The organism is uncultured Gimesia sp., from assembly GCF_937910335.1.
Classification (GTDB): domain Bacteria; phylum Planctomycetota; class Planctomycetia; order Planctomycetales; family Planctomycetaceae; genus Gimesia.
Genome location: NZ_CALEMX010000345.1, coordinates 22,262 through 37,753 on the forward strand (window position 1 = coordinate 22,262; position 15,492 = coordinate 37,753).

The window sequence follows — 15,492 nt, forward strand, 5'->3', positions numbered from 1 at the left end:
TTTGAGGTGTCCTGATCTGATGCGTTGAAAGACGGCAACCAGTCAATTTTTACCCGCCGCTGGTCTGCCTGCCGTCCCCTGGAACATTTCTCAAGTTGGCGAGAATGTTTATGGAACTTGACTGAACGGAGGGTTACAATCTGATAATTCGTTACTTCGCCTCAGAAAATACTTCCTGACGGATGATCTCTGGAATTCATTCAAGACGTGAGACACAATTCGATATGACAGCAATGATTGGCATCGACCTGGGCACCTCGAATTCACTTTGTGCTGTATTCGAGGATGGCCAACCGAAATTAATTCCGAACTCACTGGGTTCCGTCTTAACGCCATCCGTAGTGAGTATTTCTGAAGATCAGCGAGTCCTGGTTGGTGCCGCGGCGAAGGAATGTCGCGTTACACAACCCGAAAGATGTGCCTGGGTATTTAAACGTCTGATGGGCACAGATCGAAAAGTAGAAATAGGAGGCCACGTTTTTAATGCCCCTGAATTGTCCAGCCTGGTCCTGAAATCTCTTAAGGAGGACGCGGAAGCCTACCTCGGAGAAGAGGTTCAGGAAGCCATTATCACTGTCCCCGCTTACTTCAACGACAATCAGCGAAATGCCACCAAGCTGGCGGGAGAACTCGCCGGACTGAACGTCAGGCGAATTATTAATGAGCCGACAGCAGCTGCCCTGACTTATGGCTTCCATGATCGAGGGGCTGAAAAAAAATTGATCGTCATCGATTTGGGAGGTGGTACATTCGATGTAACCGCCATGGAAATTTTCGAAGGCACACTGGAAATCATCTCCACAGCAGGTGAAAGTATGCTGGGCGGCGAAGATTTCACGGATCGACTTCTTGGCCGAGTCTTGAAAGCGCAACAGATACAACTGGAAATTGCAGAGGTGAAACACCCGCTTCTCGTGTCTCGCCTTAGACAAGAATGTGAGGCTGCCAAATGTACTCTCGCAACCAACTCAGAAGCCATCATTCGCATTCCCGATATACAGGGAAAATTAGCAGAGGACGCATTGACCCACACGATTACGCGCGATGAGTTCCTCGAAATGGTAGATCCGCTGGTAAAACGACTGGCGCGCCCGATAGCAAAAGCGGTACGTGACTCCAGAATTGCACCGACGGATTTTCATAGTGTGATACTCGTCGGCGGTGCAACCAGAATGGAAGCGGTCCGCGATTTTATTCGTTCGTTCTTTGGGGTCGAACCGCTCTGCTCACACAACCCGGATGAAGTGGTCGCATTGGGAGCTGCCGTGCAGGCTGCATTAATGCAAGACGACAAAGCCGTTGATGACATGATTATGACCGACGTCTGCCCTTTCACTTTGGGAACGGAGATTATCAAAGAATTCGGAAGACGCAGAGTTGATGGATACTATTTCCCGATTATACACCGCAATACGACCATCCCCGTTTCACGAGAGGAAATCGTCTACACGGCTGATCCCAATCAACGACAAGTACGCGTGGGCGTTTATCAGGGTGAGGGACGTAAAGTCGAAGACAATCTGTTTCTGGGAGAATTAGAGGTCACTGGAATTCCACCCGGTCCCTCAGGAAAACCGATCCACATCCGCTTCACTTATGATTTGAACGGCATCCTGGAGGTTGAAGCTTATCTGCCAGAAACGGGTAAAAAGTTTATGACGGTGCTGACACAGCATGCCAAACTGGATTCACGTTCTGATATCAATGCTGCTGTAGAAAAATTGCAAAAGTTGAAATTTTATCCACGTGATGACGTAAAAAACCAACATCTGATCCAGTTTGCAGAAAGGGTGATTGGAGAGGTCAGTCCGTTTCAGCGTGATGATCTGGAAATGGTCATTGACCAATTTGAACAGTCGATGGCATCAGGAGACCGCGAGTGGTTTGAAAGGGCACGCGAAAACCTGCTGACGATCTTAGCAGAACTCGGCTTTTGTTATGACGAAGATGATCAGGAGTTTTCACCATGAATGAAACTCGCAAAATTGATTATGCCCGTCGTTTATTGCAAATGAATCCACTTGAGCAGACGAGAGATATTCTTGCCTTGCGTCGTGACTTTCTGAAACCAGAATCTGAATTGGGAAATTCGATTAATGAATCTGTTTCATTCGATGACCGAAAGGAACAAACCATCAAAAACATTGATTCGCTGCGGAAAGGCTTATGGACGCTGGATAGCCAGACTCTCCGCAAGCAGATCGAAGCGATCGACATCTCCGAGCTTCCCGATCTGGCAGTATCGCTCTCGCGATTGAAAGCGATTGCTGATCACCGGGAATCTTTCCAAAAACTCCAGGAGCACCCTGACTGCTTTCCCCAGTTCTACGAACAGTTCTGTTCGTTGGTCTCTGCTTCGCCTCAAAGAATCGTCAAGCTACGCGCGGAGTTCCTGGACGCTTCGCGAAAGGGCGCCATTGATCCCCGCTACAGGAACCCGAGAGAATATTATCGCATAGCGAAAGTCATTCGACGTGAGATGCCGAAATTATACGAGCTCGAAAAACCGTGGTTGGAACAGATTATTTCAAGACGTAAATCGGAAAATATTTTCGGGCTGAGGGAAGCGTTGCTTGCCATTTTAGCACTCCTGCTCACGTTGTGCTTTTATTTAGCTTCAAAACAAATGTAGATTCAAATGCGACTTAGGGAGTAGATTATGAGTGGCCCTGTCGAGCCGCAATGGGATTTGTTACCCGATTTTCCAGAAGAGTTTTTCGAACTCTCGGAAGAATATGATCTACGTGATCTTAAACGCAAATATAACTCATATATCAGACAATTTAAGCCAGAAAAATTTCCCGAAAAGTTTCAAAAAATCCGGGCGGCCTTTGAATGCTTAAACGACGCCTTACGTTATCAGGAGCCACCTCGCTCACAGACTGTGAAAACGGATCTTCAGTTTGACTGGGACTTCAATGATGCAACGGGGCCAGATCACCCTCCAGGCAATCTTCCAATAGATCCCCTGCAGCAACCCGATGCGCATCCACCCGGCCATCTCCACCAATCGCATGCCAGCGAGGATCTGTCTGCACAATCGGTACCATTACATCTACACGAACAGGTTAACAGTGAGTCTCTACCAAAACTTTACGAAGATCTTCAGGCGAAAGAATTAAAAACTCCTTATGATTTTTACGCGCTCGCCGTATTCTCCGATATTCTGGAGGATCGCGAGCATTCTTTTCCGGATTGGCTACTGGCAGGGTTAAAGGTGCATCATGAAGAATCGGCTCTGTTCGAATTGCTTAGACAGTATTTCGCGACGGAACCATCCCATGAGAAAACCGTACCACTGCTGGAAACAGCTTCGCAAATCATTCGATCAGACCGATTCTACTATCTGACAGAACGGGCCTGGGACGAACAACTCAAAAGTACCCCCTTTGGTTCATTTCGCCAAAACCTCCTTTCCTGTGAGTCAAACCTGTTGGATCATGAAGTCGATCATATATTGGTATTTTACTTACACATTTTGAAAACCGCGATCTGGAAAGCCGATGAAGACTGGATCAACGCCACGTTTTCGTTTATGGAAGAAAACTACGACCGTTTGCCATATTGGGTCGAGGAAGAGCTTGAATTTTTGTATCAGCTGAAAGAATATCGGGAGCAGCGCGTAAAGTTCCTGAATGGAAATCCCGTCAGAACCACGATAGATCAGGCCATTGTCGATTATTGTACAAAAAGCGAGCAAGACGCAGACCGAAGTTTTCTCGAGTGCCAGCACGAACTGGTTTTACTTGAAGAAGATCTACTGCGCGAATTCGAAGTTCCAGCAATCGAGTTTGAATCGATTCAGATCCTGTGGGAAAAAATAGCCTTCGATATCTATGATCGCATCGACCCCGTAATTTTTGATGACGACGAAACAACATTAGAAAAACAAACGCGGAAGTTAGCCTATCGCATAGTGACAGAGGGTGTGGGCCGCCGGTATCGAATTATACATCACTTCAATGTAATCCTTGGCCTGGGAATGTTTGGCTCCCTTGGATTGATGGTATATTTTCTGTTATTTATTCTGGAATCGTTCTGGATGACAATCGCCAAAATCTTCGGCCTCTTATTCGCAAATTTTGTAATTTTACTTATCTATGGAATGATTGAAGACAGGTTCGTACTGAGCCTGTATCGCAAGGGATGGCGTTTTGAAATAATGCGTTTCTATCAAACAAACTGGTTTCCACTACTGGAATTGTCAGATGCACTCGAAGAGCTTAAGTCGATCAAAATTGGAGAGGAAGAATTTGATGGTCTGGATAAAATCGCAAATTGCATGAGAAAAGACATCGGCCTTTACATTTACGTCACCGCACAACGACTATTGGCTGCCTGCCAGTGAAGTCTTTTCCTCTTTCGGTAAACTTGAACCGGTACTCCCAACATGACTGAATCTCACGAAACGGATTATCTTTTTCGAATGTTGCAAATGAATCCACTGGATCAACCGGAAGAAATTCTTGATTTGCGTCGTGGCTTTCTAAAACCAGAAACTGATTCGAGTACGTTACTCAAAGAAGCAATTTCGTTCGATGATCGAAGAGAACAAACCATCAAAAATATCGACGCGCTGCGGAAAATCTTATGGACGCTGGACAGCCAGACATTGAACAAGCAAATCGAAACGATCAATATCTTCGATTTTCCGGATCTGGTGGTCTCGTTATCTCGATTGAAAGCAGTTTCTGAACACCTGGAATCCTTTCATAAACTCCAAGATCATCCCGCTTGCTTTCCTCAGTTTTACGAACAGTTCTGCACGCTGGTCACAGCCTCGCCGCAACGAGTCGTCAAACAACGCGAGGAAATCCTGAACTCATTACGAAAGGGAACCACTGATCCCCGCTATCGAAGTCTGAATGAATATTATCGTATCGCGAAAGTCATTCGTGCAGAGATGCCAGAACTATACGCGCTTGAAAAATCGTGGTTGGAACAAATAATAACTAGACGTAAATCGAATACTTTATTTGGGTCGGTCGTATTTAAGATTATTGAGGCAGTGATCGCCATAATTGCATTCCTGGTCGCATTCTGCATTTTTGCTGTTGTAAAAGATATGTTTAGTTAATTTCAAATCTGACAGTGGGAGTAGTTAATGAGTGGCCCCATCGAGCCGCACTGGGAATTGTTACCGGATCAGCCAGAAGCGTTTTTTGACCTTTCGAGTGAATATGATTTGCGTGATCTCAAAAGTAAATACAACGCATTTATCAGACAGTTCAAGCCGGAAAAGTTTCCAGAAGAATTTCAAAAAATACGAGCGGCCTATGACTGCTTGAACGATGCCTTGCGTTATCAGGAACCACCACGCTCACAAACTGTGAAATCGGACCTGCAATTTGACTGGGATTTCAATGATCCGGCCAAACAGTTTCAGCCGCCGGAGAAACCCAATACTGTCCAAAAAGGCAAAGGACTCGCCACAGATTCCGTAGCGCTACTACTGTATAAGAAGATCAACCAAGAGTCGCTACCTAAGTTTTATGATGATCTGCAGTCGAAGGAGTCAAAAACACCTTATGAATATTATGTGTTAGCGGTCTGCTCCGACATTCTACGAGACTCCGAACACAGCTTTCCTTACTGGCTGCTGGAAGGGTTAAAAGGGTTTCCTGAAGAACCGGCACTGTTTGAACTACTCCGGCAGTACTTCGTATCTGAACCTTTCCATGTAGAAACCGCAAAATTACTCGAAGTCACTTCGCAAGTCATCCGGTCAAATCGTTTCTATTATCTGACGGAAAGGGCCTGGGATGAACAAATTCGAAATCGCTCCTTTGACGCTTTTCAGAAAACTCTTCTGATCTGCGAGTCAAACCTACTGGATCACGAAGTTGATCACATGCCGGTGTTTTATTTACACATTTTAAAAACCGCGATCTGGAAAGCGGACGAAGATTGGATCAACGCCACATTTTCGTTTATCGATGAAAACTATGACCGCTTGCCTTATTGGATTGAGGAAGAATTGGAATTTTTATATCAACTGAGAGAGTACCGCGAACAACGTACTGATTTTCTGGAGGGAGGCCCGGTCAGAATATTAATTGACCAGACCATATTTGACTATTGTACAAAAAACGAACAAGCCGCAGACCAATCTTTTCTTGAGTGCCAGTACAAACTAGCGTCACTCGAAGAGGAACTGCTACGCGAATTCGAAGTTCCCGCTGCCAAGTTCGATTCGATACTGCTCCTATGGGAAAAAATTGCTGAATCTGTTTATGATCGTATTGATTCCCTGACCTTTGAAGAAGAAGGGCATTTAGTAAAGCAAAACGCCCTGCAGTTAGGTACTTGGCTCTTAACCGAAGGCCCTGGATTTAGGTACAAATTAGTGGTAGATATTTTGTGTTACAGCATTGGGTTTACATTGTTCGGAGCATTAATTGTCGCTCTTTATTTTCTCTTTTTAATTCTTGATTCCTTTTTTTTAAGTGTGATCAAAATACTTGGCTTATTATTTGTGAGTGTGTTGATTCTGATTGTGGCTGTAAAATTCCAACACCGCTATAGTCGTAAATATTACTACACCCATTGGCGATTCGAGATCATGAAATTTTACCAGACAAAGTGGTTCCCACTACTGGAGCTGGCTGATGCACTAGAAGAAAATAATTCCATAAAAAAAGGTCGAGAGAACTATGATGGCCTCGATAAAATAGCCGAATCAATGAGGTCGGATACGGGCCTATTCTTTTATGTCACCGCACAAAGACTATTGGCAGCCTGCCAGTGAAGTATTTTTCTCTTTCGGTAAACTTGAACCGGTACTCCCAACATGACTGAATCTCACGAAATTGATTACCTTCGTCGACTGTTACAGATGAATCCACTCGAGCAATCGGATGACATCATTGCGAACCGTAACAGTTTTCTACAGCATGTGGAAAATGCGACTGATTCAACGGATGAGGATATTTCGCACTTTGAACGACGAGAAATAATCGTCCAGCAAATAGATCTGTTGCGAAACTCGTTTTGGTCATTGAAAGAACAAGATCTCATGCGGCAGCTGAACGCAATTGACACCAGTGATTTTCCAGATCTCGATTTAGCAATCAATCGGCTTAAGAAAATTGCGACTCTTCGAAAATCCTTTAATTGCCTAAAACAGCATCCTGCCTGCTTTACACGTTTTTATGATCAGTTTTGCGCACTGGTGGTAGCCTCGTCAAAAGAGGCTGGTGACCTTCGCATGTCATTGCTCAATTCAGCTGCGCAGAAAAATCAGAATTCTGATGGGCATCGTTCATGGGAATATAGACGCATTGCGATAGAACTCCAACGTCAATTTCCTGAACTGGCAGACCTGGAATTAATGTGCCTGAGTCAACTTGGAGAAAAACCGAAGCCCGAACCACTCAGCAGCAATTTGATCGGCATTTTGAATGGACTCTCATTCATTTGCCTCTTTGTACTTGTACTCTTCTGTCTGTTCTATTTTGGCTACGTCGCAATTACACCTTAATGGAGCAATTAATGAACGACACCAGTGAGCCGCAATGGGATCTGCTACCCGATCATCCCCTTGAGTTTTTTTCTCTGTCAGGGGAATTTGACATACGTGATTTGAAGCGTAGCTACAACGCTTTGATCAGGCAGTACAAGCCGGAAAAATTTCCAAACGAATTTCAAATCATTCGTGCTGCGTATGAAAAGCTTCATGATGCCCTGCGCTACCAGGAATCTCTGGGTAACGAATCTGACCAACCGGAATTCATATTTGATTGGACTTTAACGCCACAGACAGAGCCAGGAAATCAAAAAGGTGATGGCCTGGCTGAAGTGAATCCGTCACCCGGGACATCAATAGATCAACGGCAAAATAATAAGGCGATCGCGAAACAGACAGAATCCCCACTACATGAAAGGATCGATAACGAATCACTGGAACATCACTACCAGGTATTGCAAGCAAAAGAAACAAAAACTCCCTATGACTACTATACTCTGGCGGTAATTTCAGACCTGCTACAAAAAGAGGAACTTTCATTTGCGGACTGGTTGCTTGAAGGACTAAAGAAACACACAGAAGAACCCGGTCTCTTCGATTTACTTCGACAGTTCCTCGCTGCAGAACATTCTCCAGAACAAATCATACGCTTGCTGAAAGCAACCTCGTATGTCATCCGTTCTGATCGCTTTTATTATTTGACCGAAAAAGCATGGGACAATCTGATCAGAACGACTTCATTTAATGCGTTTCGAGAAACACTTGCGTCCTGCGAAGGGAATATGCGCGATGATCAAATCGATCACAAACTTGTGTTTTACTTGCATATCTTAAAACCCGCAATGTGGACCGCTTACAGCTCCTGGATTGATAAAGCTCTGGCACTGATAGAAGATCACTTCCATGATATGCCTTTTTGGGTTGAAGAAGAACTTTATTATTTAAACTGTATTCACATCTATCGTAAACAGCGTTCCCAGTTTTTAATCCGTGGCAAAATCAGAGTCATGATCGATCAGGCAATTACAGATTACTTTACTAAAAGTGAAATCGAAGCACAGCACGGTTTTCTGGAATTTCAGCAATTATTAATGATGCATGAAAAAGAGTTACAATCTGAATTTAATGCATATGAAGAAAGTCTGTTAATGCTACAAATCATCTGGGAAAAAATTGCAGATGATGTTTATGACGCACTCGGCGATCAGAGAGTTCTCAATCAGTCTAATTCATTCGACCAACGTATTGAGCGACTGGCATCTCAATTGGTAAGGAACGGAATTACACCGGACACGAAAATGATGACCGGGATTTTCGGGGTTTCGATTGTGAATATGAGTATTATTAATATGATGGTTTTCATTCATATTTTTCTATTTGGAGAAAACTCTACCTGGTTCAAAGGAATCGAACTGACTGGTTTAATTTTGTTTGATCTCACTGCTGCATTTTTAATATCGATTGCCTGGAAATACACGAACTATAATTTTTCGCCGGATTGGTGGAGACAAGAATTAAAGCTCTATTATCAGACCGCCAGTGATCCACTGATAGAAGTCACGAATGCATTGGAACAAATCAGTTACATTTCTATCAAAGGAGAAAATTATAAGGGTTTCAGTAACATAGCAAACTTGATACGCAGTGATTTGAGCCTCTTCTTTTATGTGACAGCGCAACGCTTATCAAATATTTGCCAATGACTTTCTCCTACTCTATAATGTAACATACCGACGGTCGTAAAATTCTTTCTATCGACACAAATATCTGGTATCGCACGGCATGTCGTTGATTTGCTACATTATACGGGACGGATAAAAAAACAAACGACGCCTTTCAGGGAGAGAAAGAATCATGCGGATATTGATTGTGGGAGCGGGCATTGGTGGCATGACGCTGGCAGCCTTACTCAAACAGCGTGGTATGCAGGCAACACTCATCGAACGGGCGGCTAATTTCGATCATGCCGGTTATATGCTGGGACTATGGCCCCTCGGCTATCGAGTGCTGCATGGACTCTCACTCCATAAACAATTTGAAGCCGAGAGCATTGAATGTAAACACTATGAAGTTCGAGACAATCACGGCGAACTGGTCAAAAACTGGTCAATGCAACCCATCGCCGATCGCTTTGGCCCGAACCTGAGTTGCACGCGACCGCAGCTCATCAAACTATTGCACTCCGGCATCGGAGACACCGACCTGCGGTTCAACACATCGCTCGAATCACTCAACCAGGAAGGTGAAGAAGTAACTGCCACCTTCAGCGATGGAACAAGCGAAACCTTCGATCTTGTGGTAGGTGCCGACGGTCTGCATTCGAAAGTGCGTAGCCTCGTATTTGGCGAGCAACCCTATTATCACACCGAATGGGGTGGCTGGGTCTGGTGGGTCGATCTGAATTCCGTTCCCGCGGAAACATTCGTCGAACATTGGGGAGCCGGACGCTTCGTGGGAATCTATCCCACCCAAGAGGGAGCCGGAGTCTACGCGGGCGCTCCCACTGTCGGAGACTTTGCAGAACCAGGGGCGGGACGACGGCAGCGCATTCAAGATCAGTTCGCGGGCATGGGAGAACTAGTCGATACCTGCCTGACTGCAATGCCCGATGATAATGAAGATCTGTTCTTCTGGAAGCTCTCAGATGTGCGTTCGAAAGAATGGGCGCAGGGCCGCGTAGTTTTACTCGGCGACTCAGCCGCCGGCTTTCTACCCACCGCAGGCATCGGCGCGTCGATGGCCATGGAATCCGCGGCTGTCCTGGCGGACGAGTTATCGCGGACCAATAGCCGCTTCATCGAGCATGCGCTCTCACTCTACGTCAAACGCCGCAAGCATCGAGTCGAAGTCACACAAAGTGATTCGCGGAAACTGGCAAAAATGATGTTCATCAAATCCGCCACCGTCGCGCATATCCGCGATGTAGCCACCAAATTCTACTCCCTCGAACAACTGGCCAGCTCCATCGCCAAAGCCTTTGACGAACCGATTTGAGGTTGCAAGTAACCCTCAAGAGAATTCGTGATCATCTTGAAACAGAGCGCATTCGGTTTGAAAATCGGGCTCGGCTGTGTCAGACTATAAGAGATACCAATCCATACCCGAACTTTCCTTCTGACAGCCCGTTCATCTTGAGGAACCTCTCATGCAAAATCGACTGACTCTGTTATGCACGCTGATATTTTTGCCTATTGCGATTCAAGTCTCAGCCGAGGAGCCGGCGCATATCGGTTCGCGGCGGGAACTGTTTGTAGATGACTGGATGATTCATAGCCTCAAAAATGCCCGACAGGAGTTGCATCACCCCGCACCTCAGGAAGTCGCCATCACGTATGACGGGCCCGCGGAAGGTAACATCAGTTATTATGTTCGCATCTTACATGACGGTCAGAAATATCGAATGTATTATCGCGGGGCCCATCATGACTGGAGCAAAAAGAAAACGACGCATCAAGTGGTCTGTTATGCCGAAAGTGATGATGCGATTCATTGGAAGAAGCCGAACCTCGGGCTATTTGAGTTCAATGGATCAAAGCAGAATAACATCGTCTGGATGGGCCTGGGTAAGCATAATTTTTCTCCCTTCCTGGATACGAATCCCCAATGCAAACCAGAGGAAAAATTCAAAGCACTGGGCAGTGGTAAAAAAGGGCTGGTTGCTTTTTCATCCCCGGATGGAATTCACTGGAAACTGATGCAGGACAAACCGGTAATCACCAAAGGGGCCTTCGATTCGCAAAACCTCGCGTTCTGGGATGCACACCGCGGCCAGTATGTCGACTTTCATAGAGGTTTCACCAACAAAGTCCGCGCGATCATGACCTGCACTTCAAACGATTTTCTCAACTGGACGGAACCAAAGTTTATCGACATTAAAAATTCTCCTCCCCAACATCTCTACACAAATGCGACGATCGCCTATCCGCGCGCCCCGCATCTGTTCCTCGCGTTTCCCAAACGATTTGTTCCCTCCCGCGCAGCCGCCTGGCATCCCGATCCAAAGAACAATCATCGCGGCGTCAGTGATGGCGTGTTGATGACCAGCCGCGATGGGACCACCTGGAAACGCTGGGATGAAGCCTTTTTGAGACCAGGACAGAACCGCGAACGCTGGTGGCAACGCAATAACCATATCGCATGGGGAATCACAACCACACCCAGTCCCCTGCCCGGCCATGTACCGGAATTATCACTGTATGCAATTGAAAACTACTATGTCGGCCCCTGTCGTCTGCGAAGATTCACGCTCCGCATGGATGGTTTTGTCTCAATCAACGCCCCCTACACCGGCGGTGAAATGACAACGCGATTGATTACCTTCGATGGTTCGAAAGCAAATTCCGACAAGCCGGGACCACCGGTCGAGCTGGAACTCAATCTGGCAACCTCGGCGGCGGGCAGTATTCAATGCGAACTACTGGACGAACAAGGAAAACCGATACCAGGATTCACTCTCGCTGACAGCGAAGAAATCTACGGCGATGAACTGGCGCACGTTGTAAGCTGGAAAGGCAAAACGGACCTGACAAAACTCGCTGGTAAACCGGTCCGTGTTCGCTTCGTCTTGAAAGATGCAGACCTGTATTCGCTACGGTTTCGTAACGACTGATTCATTCAATCCTGGCACAGCCCAAGTGATTGGCATTTTCTTCAGATGCCTTTCACTTTTCCGCTTTCTTGTCCCGCAGTATTTTCGCAAGGTATTTCGCGGTTTCGTCGGCGATCACATTGTACCCCGCCAGATTAGGATGTCGGTCTCCATACCAGCCCGGCAGATCTCCCAGAATGGGATCAAGTTCGTTGGCCATGACGACCACTCGGTCGCCCGAGACAAACGGCTTAACGAGTGCATGATACTTTTCGGGCACTTTCGCCAGTGGGTACCGACGATAGTTGAGCATGTTATGCCCCTTTTTCAGCTCAGTCGCGTAACGCGGATAGATATCAAACACATCGAGCTTTTCTTTTTTTGCCACCTCGAAGACCAGATCGTTAATTTTCTTACTGTCTTCTTCATTCGCAAAGGGAATCACGGTCATGGGAACGAGCAGTGCATTGGGATGATCCTTGCGCAAACGTGCCAGCAGTTCATGAAAGTCTTTGGGAAAAAACTCGGTGAATTTCTCCCGCCTCGCGCGGTCGTTCAAGCCGTAACGAATGAAGATGTAATCCAGTCCCGGTAGTTTCGCAGCATCACGATCATAACGGCCCGAATCAAAGAGCCGCCGAATGTATTCACCACTTAGACTGGAATTGACAACATGACAGGCCGGCAGATCCCCTTCCGCCGCCAGTAGTTGCTCCAGAATGCGTTCCAAATGCGGTCCTTCCGGTTTCAGCTGACGCGGAATACTGCCTTCAGCCGTGCTATCACCCAGCAACAATATCTGAACTTTCCCCTCATGCTCGGCTTGCACGAATTCAGGAGCAATCACAAGCAGCATTCCCAGAACAAACAGGGAAGCAATCATTTTCTTCAAAGGAGATCGGAGCAAGTTCATCGGAGAAGTCCTATTCGGCGAGTTTGAGTTTTCATAGAGGGCCTGAAAATATCAGAGTTTCATTTCATTATGCTCAATACGTTGAGCAAATTCAATTTACTGACAGGTTTCAATGCTAGTTCCAGACTTAAGTCACCTGTCAAAAGCAGGAAACAAATTCAGAGAATCGCATCTTCAAAGAAGATCACCAACAAAGTGTCTTACGGTTCATCAACCAATTGAAAAATTTTCTCAACGGGCACGCCAAACGTTTTAGCAATCCGTAAGGCGAGGATCAGCGAGGGTGAATACCTTCCCGATTCGAGCGCAATGATGGTCTGCCGTGTAACACCAACCTGGGTTGCAAGTGCCTGCTGTGTCATCTCGTTGTGTTCAAAGCGAAATCGCCGAATTTGATTCGTGAGATCCGCCCGTTCTTTACCTGCCATTCCCTTTAACCTCGACATTGCTGGATCAGAGTGGCCAGCGACTTCACGCCGAGAAACAGGACCAATGCATAAAAGACACTCCACTGAACCACCATCACGGGAACGCTGCCATTCTGTCCGTAAAGCATTGGTAAAAAGAGACTGGCAATAAGGACATAGACTACCCAGAAAATAGAATAGCCCAGGAGTGCAGAACGCTTTTCAATCAGCAAATCACGCTCATCCATCACGACTTCACTTTTTCGCTTTCGATAGAACAGTACGCCGAAACCAAGCAGACCACACAATCCCAAAGCGCCATTGGCTCGCCACCCTATAAAGGGATACAAACAACCGACTGCCGTTAGACTTAACAAAATCACAGCTAGATTGAACCAGGCATGTTTCAGTGATGCAGACATAGGAGAACTCCCCTGAAAAAGTTGAATATTTCACTCCAGAATCTCGATATTCAATTGTAATGCCTGCATTACATCATGTCAAGTTTACTTTACCTTCATTTCGGAAATTTCCTTTCAATATGCGATTGTGTTACCCGAAGACCTGCAGGGCGATTCCCCGATGAGCCCATGCTTTGAAATCGTCTGCAAGTCTTTTAATGCTTGTAAACTTTATGCTGTGGTCGGCCAGAGAGAATTTGTTCTTTGCCCCAGTTGGTCACAGCGCGGAAGGCGTCGCTTTGGATGAAGTCTTTAAATGCCTGTTCGTCAGACCATTCGCTTGTAATCAGATACGAAGCGCCGTCACTGACATCTTTCCACAAGGTTGAGCTGTCATGGCCTTCGGCGGCTTTTAACGCATCAATCACGCCGGCAAATTTATCTTCGAATGATTGTTGCTTGCCTTCGATTACGTGGTAGTTCATGCCAACAGTGATCATGGCTCGATTAGCTCCTGTAAAAATTGATGGTGAGTGAAATTGGCTGGCCAATGGTAATGCACAAGGTCCGAGGACACAACAGTGCTGAATTCGGAACTGGTGTTGGAAACAATGCCGGACGTGCGGCCGGTTGATCTGTAAAAATTACGCGTCCCTTGTAAAGATGGCATTGCTTATAAGGCCATGCGCATTGCCAACGTTGAACATTCCCCGTATTTTCGCATGTCTGGGGAATTGGCACAGTTGTTGCTGAATCCGGTTTCGTCGCAAAGCGGTGTGCTTTGCTATTTCCAATTCATGGAGGATTGAAGTATGACAATGTTTCTAGCGCTGCTCTTAAGCGCCGTTACAACAGAGGCGCCTCAGGTAGTCAACGCGGGATTTGAAACGATAAATGAACGGACGGAAACGCCCGTCGGCTGGTCGTTTACATCACTGCCGAATCAAGCTCATCTCGTCAGTTACAAAACAGCCGTTGTTCCCTCGGGAACGAAAACTCGCGCACTTTCTATCTCGGTGGTCCCAAATCATCCTGACCAGCGCGTTGCTTATAACGCACATCAGGATGTTCAGGGAGTCGTAGCCGGCAAAAAGTACCGCGTTGCGGCAAGAGTGCAGGCGCGAGGCTTGCAAACGTTGCCAATGGTGGTAGTGCAGTGCCTTGACGAATCGGGAAACAAAATGCTGGCGTTTGCCCGCACTGAAGAGAGGAAAATAGATAACGATGTCGAAAAGTGGGAAAATGTGCAAACCGAGGTAACAGTTCCCGAGGGCACATCTACATTCCGCTTACGAATCGGAATTCCCGCTGAAGGCAATGCAGGAGGTACGGCTCTGATTGATGACATCCGCATTGTTGAAATCAAATAGCGTCACTGAAAAGAATCGCTGTGATGAAAAACCAGGGTAATCGTCAGCATTTTTTGCTGTAAGCAAATTTTGCTCGGCTGCCCGGCCTTCGCTGTATCCTTCAAAACAAACCAGGAATGAGTTCGCCCGCGGTGGCAACCTGAATGATTTCGTTTGGTACGCCGCGGGTGATGCGGAGTTCGCCGACATCGAACAGTGTATGCATGATGCTGGCAACCAGATCTTTGCGTTCAATGGGTTCGGTCTGTGGTTCACTGGCGTGGCGCGTGGATTGGCCGATGACCTGGCCCATGTTTAAACCGCCGCCACTCAGCATCAAAGGTGATAAATTGCCCCAGTGATCGCGGC

The 15,492-nt window shown here is 46.5% G+C and carries 15 protein-coding genes; 10 read left to right on the forward strand and 5 right to left on the reverse strand.

Going from position 1 to position 15,492, the window contains the following annotated elements:
* The first annotated feature begins 224 nt into the window (after window positions 1-224).
* The 9 genes from Q0668_RS13815 to Q0668_RS13855 all read left to right on the forward strand — a co-directional run bounded on the left by Q0668_RS13815 (window position 225) and on the right by Q0668_RS13855 (window position 12,074).
* On the forward strand, window positions 225-1,970 hold the full coding sequence (locus Q0668_RS13815) for a molecular chaperone HscC (RefSeq protein ID WP_298865649.1): 1,746 nt from the start codon (window positions 225-227) through the stop codon (window positions 1,968-1,970).
* Window positions 1,967-2,632 carry a hypothetical protein gene (locus Q0668_RS13820; RefSeq protein ID WP_298865650.1) on the forward strand — a complete coding sequence of 222 codons (666 nt, stop codon included), beginning with the start codon at window positions 1,967-1,969 and terminating at the stop codon, window positions 2,630-2,632. The genes Q0668_RS13815 and Q0668_RS13820 overlap by 4 nt, the downstream gene beginning before the upstream one ends.
* A 27-nt stretch (window positions 2,633-2,659) precedes the next feature.
* Entirely contained in the window at window positions 2,660-4,348 is a 1,689-nt protein-coding gene (locus Q0668_RS13825) for a hypothetical protein (protein ID WP_298865652.1), read from the forward strand.
* A gap of 42 nt (window positions 4,349-4,390) precedes the next feature.
* Window positions 4,391-5,077 carry a hypothetical protein gene (locus Q0668_RS13830; protein ID WP_298865654.1) on the forward strand — a complete coding sequence of 229 codons (687 nt, stop codon included), beginning with the start codon at window positions 4,391-4,393 and terminating at the stop codon, window positions 5,075-5,077.
* 27 nt (window positions 5,078-5,104) lie between these two features.
* Complete coding sequence (locus Q0668_RS13835) at window positions 5,105-6,748, forward strand: hypothetical protein (protein WP_298865656.1); 1,644 nt, start codon at window positions 5,105-5,107, stop codon at window positions 6,746-6,748.
* A 42-nt stretch (window positions 6,749-6,790) separates the two neighbouring features.
* The gene (locus Q0668_RS13840; RefSeq protein WP_298865658.1) at window positions 6,791-7,480 is read left to right on the forward strand and encodes a hypothetical protein; all 690 of its coding nucleotides are present in this window, start codon (window positions 6,791-6,793) and stop codon (window positions 7,478-7,480) included.
* A gap of 11 nt (window positions 7,481-7,491) precedes the next feature.
* Window positions 7,492-9,168 carry a hypothetical protein gene (locus Q0668_RS13845; RefSeq protein ID WP_298865661.1) on the forward strand — a complete coding sequence of 559 codons (1,677 nt, stop codon included), beginning with the start codon at window positions 7,492-7,494 and terminating at the stop codon, window positions 9,166-9,168.
* Between the two features lie 151 nt (window positions 9,169-9,319).
* The gene (locus Q0668_RS13850; RefSeq protein WP_298865662.1) at window positions 9,320-10,459 is read left to right on the forward strand and encodes an FAD-dependent monooxygenase; all 1,140 of its coding nucleotides are present in this window, start codon (window positions 9,320-9,322) and stop codon (window positions 10,457-10,459) included.
* Between the two features lie 151 nt (window positions 10,460-10,610).
* The gene (locus Q0668_RS13855) at window positions 10,611-12,074 is read left to right on the forward strand and encodes a hypothetical protein (RefSeq protein WP_298865664.1); all 1,464 of its coding nucleotides are present in this window, start codon (window positions 10,611-10,613) and stop codon (window positions 12,072-12,074) included.
* Window positions 12,075-12,126: 52 nt separating this feature from the next.
* On the opposite strand, the gene Q0668_RS13860 is transcribed toward Q0668_RS13855, so the two are convergent.
* From Q0668_RS13860 to Q0668_RS13875, 4 genes are all read right to left on the reverse strand, one after another.
* On the reverse strand, window positions 12,127-12,966 hold the full coding sequence (locus tag Q0668_RS13860) for an SGNH/GDSL hydrolase family protein (RefSeq protein ID WP_298865666.1): 840 nt from the start codon (window positions 12,964-12,966) through the stop codon (window positions 12,127-12,129).
* Window positions 12,967-13,166: 200 nt separating this feature from the next.
* The gene (locus Q0668_RS13865) at window positions 13,167-13,394 is read right to left on the reverse strand and encodes a helix-turn-helix transcriptional regulator (RefSeq protein ID WP_298865668.1); all 228 of its coding nucleotides are present in this window, start codon (window positions 13,392-13,394) and stop codon (window positions 13,167-13,169) included.
* A 5-nt stretch (window positions 13,395-13,399) separates the two neighbouring features.
* A complete protein-coding gene (locus Q0668_RS13870) occupies window positions 13,400-13,795 on the reverse strand; it encodes a hypothetical protein (protein ID WP_298865671.1) in 396 nt (131 codons plus the stop codon).
* A 194-nt stretch (window positions 13,796-13,989) separates the two neighbouring features.
* Window positions 13,990-14,274: an antibiotic biosynthesis monooxygenase family protein gene (locus Q0668_RS13875; RefSeq protein WP_298865673.1), complete on the reverse strand. Its 285-nt coding sequence runs from the start codon at window positions 14,272-14,274 to the stop codon at window positions 13,990-13,992.
* Window positions 14,275-14,586: 312 nt separating this feature from the next.
* Here Q0668_RS13875 and Q0668_RS13880 point away from each other — a divergent pair, with 312 nt between their 5' ends.
* Window positions 14,587-15,144 (forward strand): hypothetical protein, encoded by a 558-nt coding sequence (locus tag Q0668_RS13880; protein WP_298865675.1) that lies wholly within the window; start codon window positions 14,587-14,589, stop codon window positions 15,142-15,144.
* A 100-nt stretch (window positions 15,145-15,244) separates the two neighbouring features.
* Here the strand turns inward: Q0668_RS13880 and Q0668_RS13885 are convergent.
* Window positions 15,245-15,492 (reverse strand): DUF1501 domain-containing protein (locus Q0668_RS13885; RefSeq protein ID WP_298865677.1); only part of this gene is annotated, 248 nt, incomplete at its 5' end.

Coding starts and splice junctions, on each gene's coding strand:
- Q0668_RS13815 (WP_298865649.1), top strand. CDS start 225: ATGACAGCAATGATTGGCATCGACCTGGGCACCTCGAATTCACTTTGT.
- Q0668_RS13820 (WP_298865650.1), top strand. CDS start 1,967: ATGAATGAAACTCGCAAAATTGATTATGCCCGTCGTTTATTGCAAATG.
- Q0668_RS13825 (WP_298865652.1), top strand. CDS start 2,660: ATGAGTGGCCCTGTCGAGCCGCAATGGGATTTGTTACCCGATTTTCCA.
- Q0668_RS13830 (WP_298865654.1), top strand. CDS start 4,391: ATGACTGAATCTCACGAAACGGATTATCTTTTTCGAATGTTGCAAATG.
- Q0668_RS13835 (WP_298865656.1), top strand. CDS start 5,105: ATGAGTGGCCCCATCGAGCCGCACTGGGAATTGTTACCGGATCAGCCA.
- Q0668_RS13840 (WP_298865658.1), top strand. CDS start 6,791: ATGACTGAATCTCACGAAATTGATTACCTTCGTCGACTGTTACAGATG.
- Q0668_RS13845 (WP_298865661.1), top strand. CDS start 7,492: ATGAACGACACCAGTGAGCCGCAATGGGATCTGCTACCCGATCATCCC.
- Q0668_RS13850 (WP_298865662.1), top strand. CDS start 9,320: ATGCGGATATTGATTGTGGGAGCGGGCATTGGTGGCATGACGCTGGCA.
- Q0668_RS13855 (WP_298865664.1), top strand. CDS start 10,611: ATGCAAAATCGACTGACTCTGTTATGCACGCTGATATTTTTGCCTATT.
- Q0668_RS13860 (WP_298865666.1), bottom strand. CDS start 12,966: ATGAACTTGCTCCGATCTCCTTTGAAGAAAATGATTGCTTCCCTGTTT.
- Q0668_RS13865 (WP_298865668.1), bottom strand. CDS start 13,394: ATGGCAGGTAAAGAACGGGCGGATCTCACGAATCAAATTCGGCGATTT.
- Q0668_RS13870 (WP_298865671.1), bottom strand. CDS start 13,795: ATGTCTGCATCACTGAAACATGCCTGGTTCAATCTAGCTGTGATTTTG.
- Q0668_RS13875 (WP_298865673.1), bottom strand. CDS start 14,274: ATGATCACTGTTGGCATGAACTACCACGTAATCGAAGGCAAGCAACAA.
- Q0668_RS13880 (WP_298865675.1), top strand. CDS start 14,587: ATGACAATGTTTCTAGCGCTGCTCTTAAGCGCCGTTACAACAGAGGCG.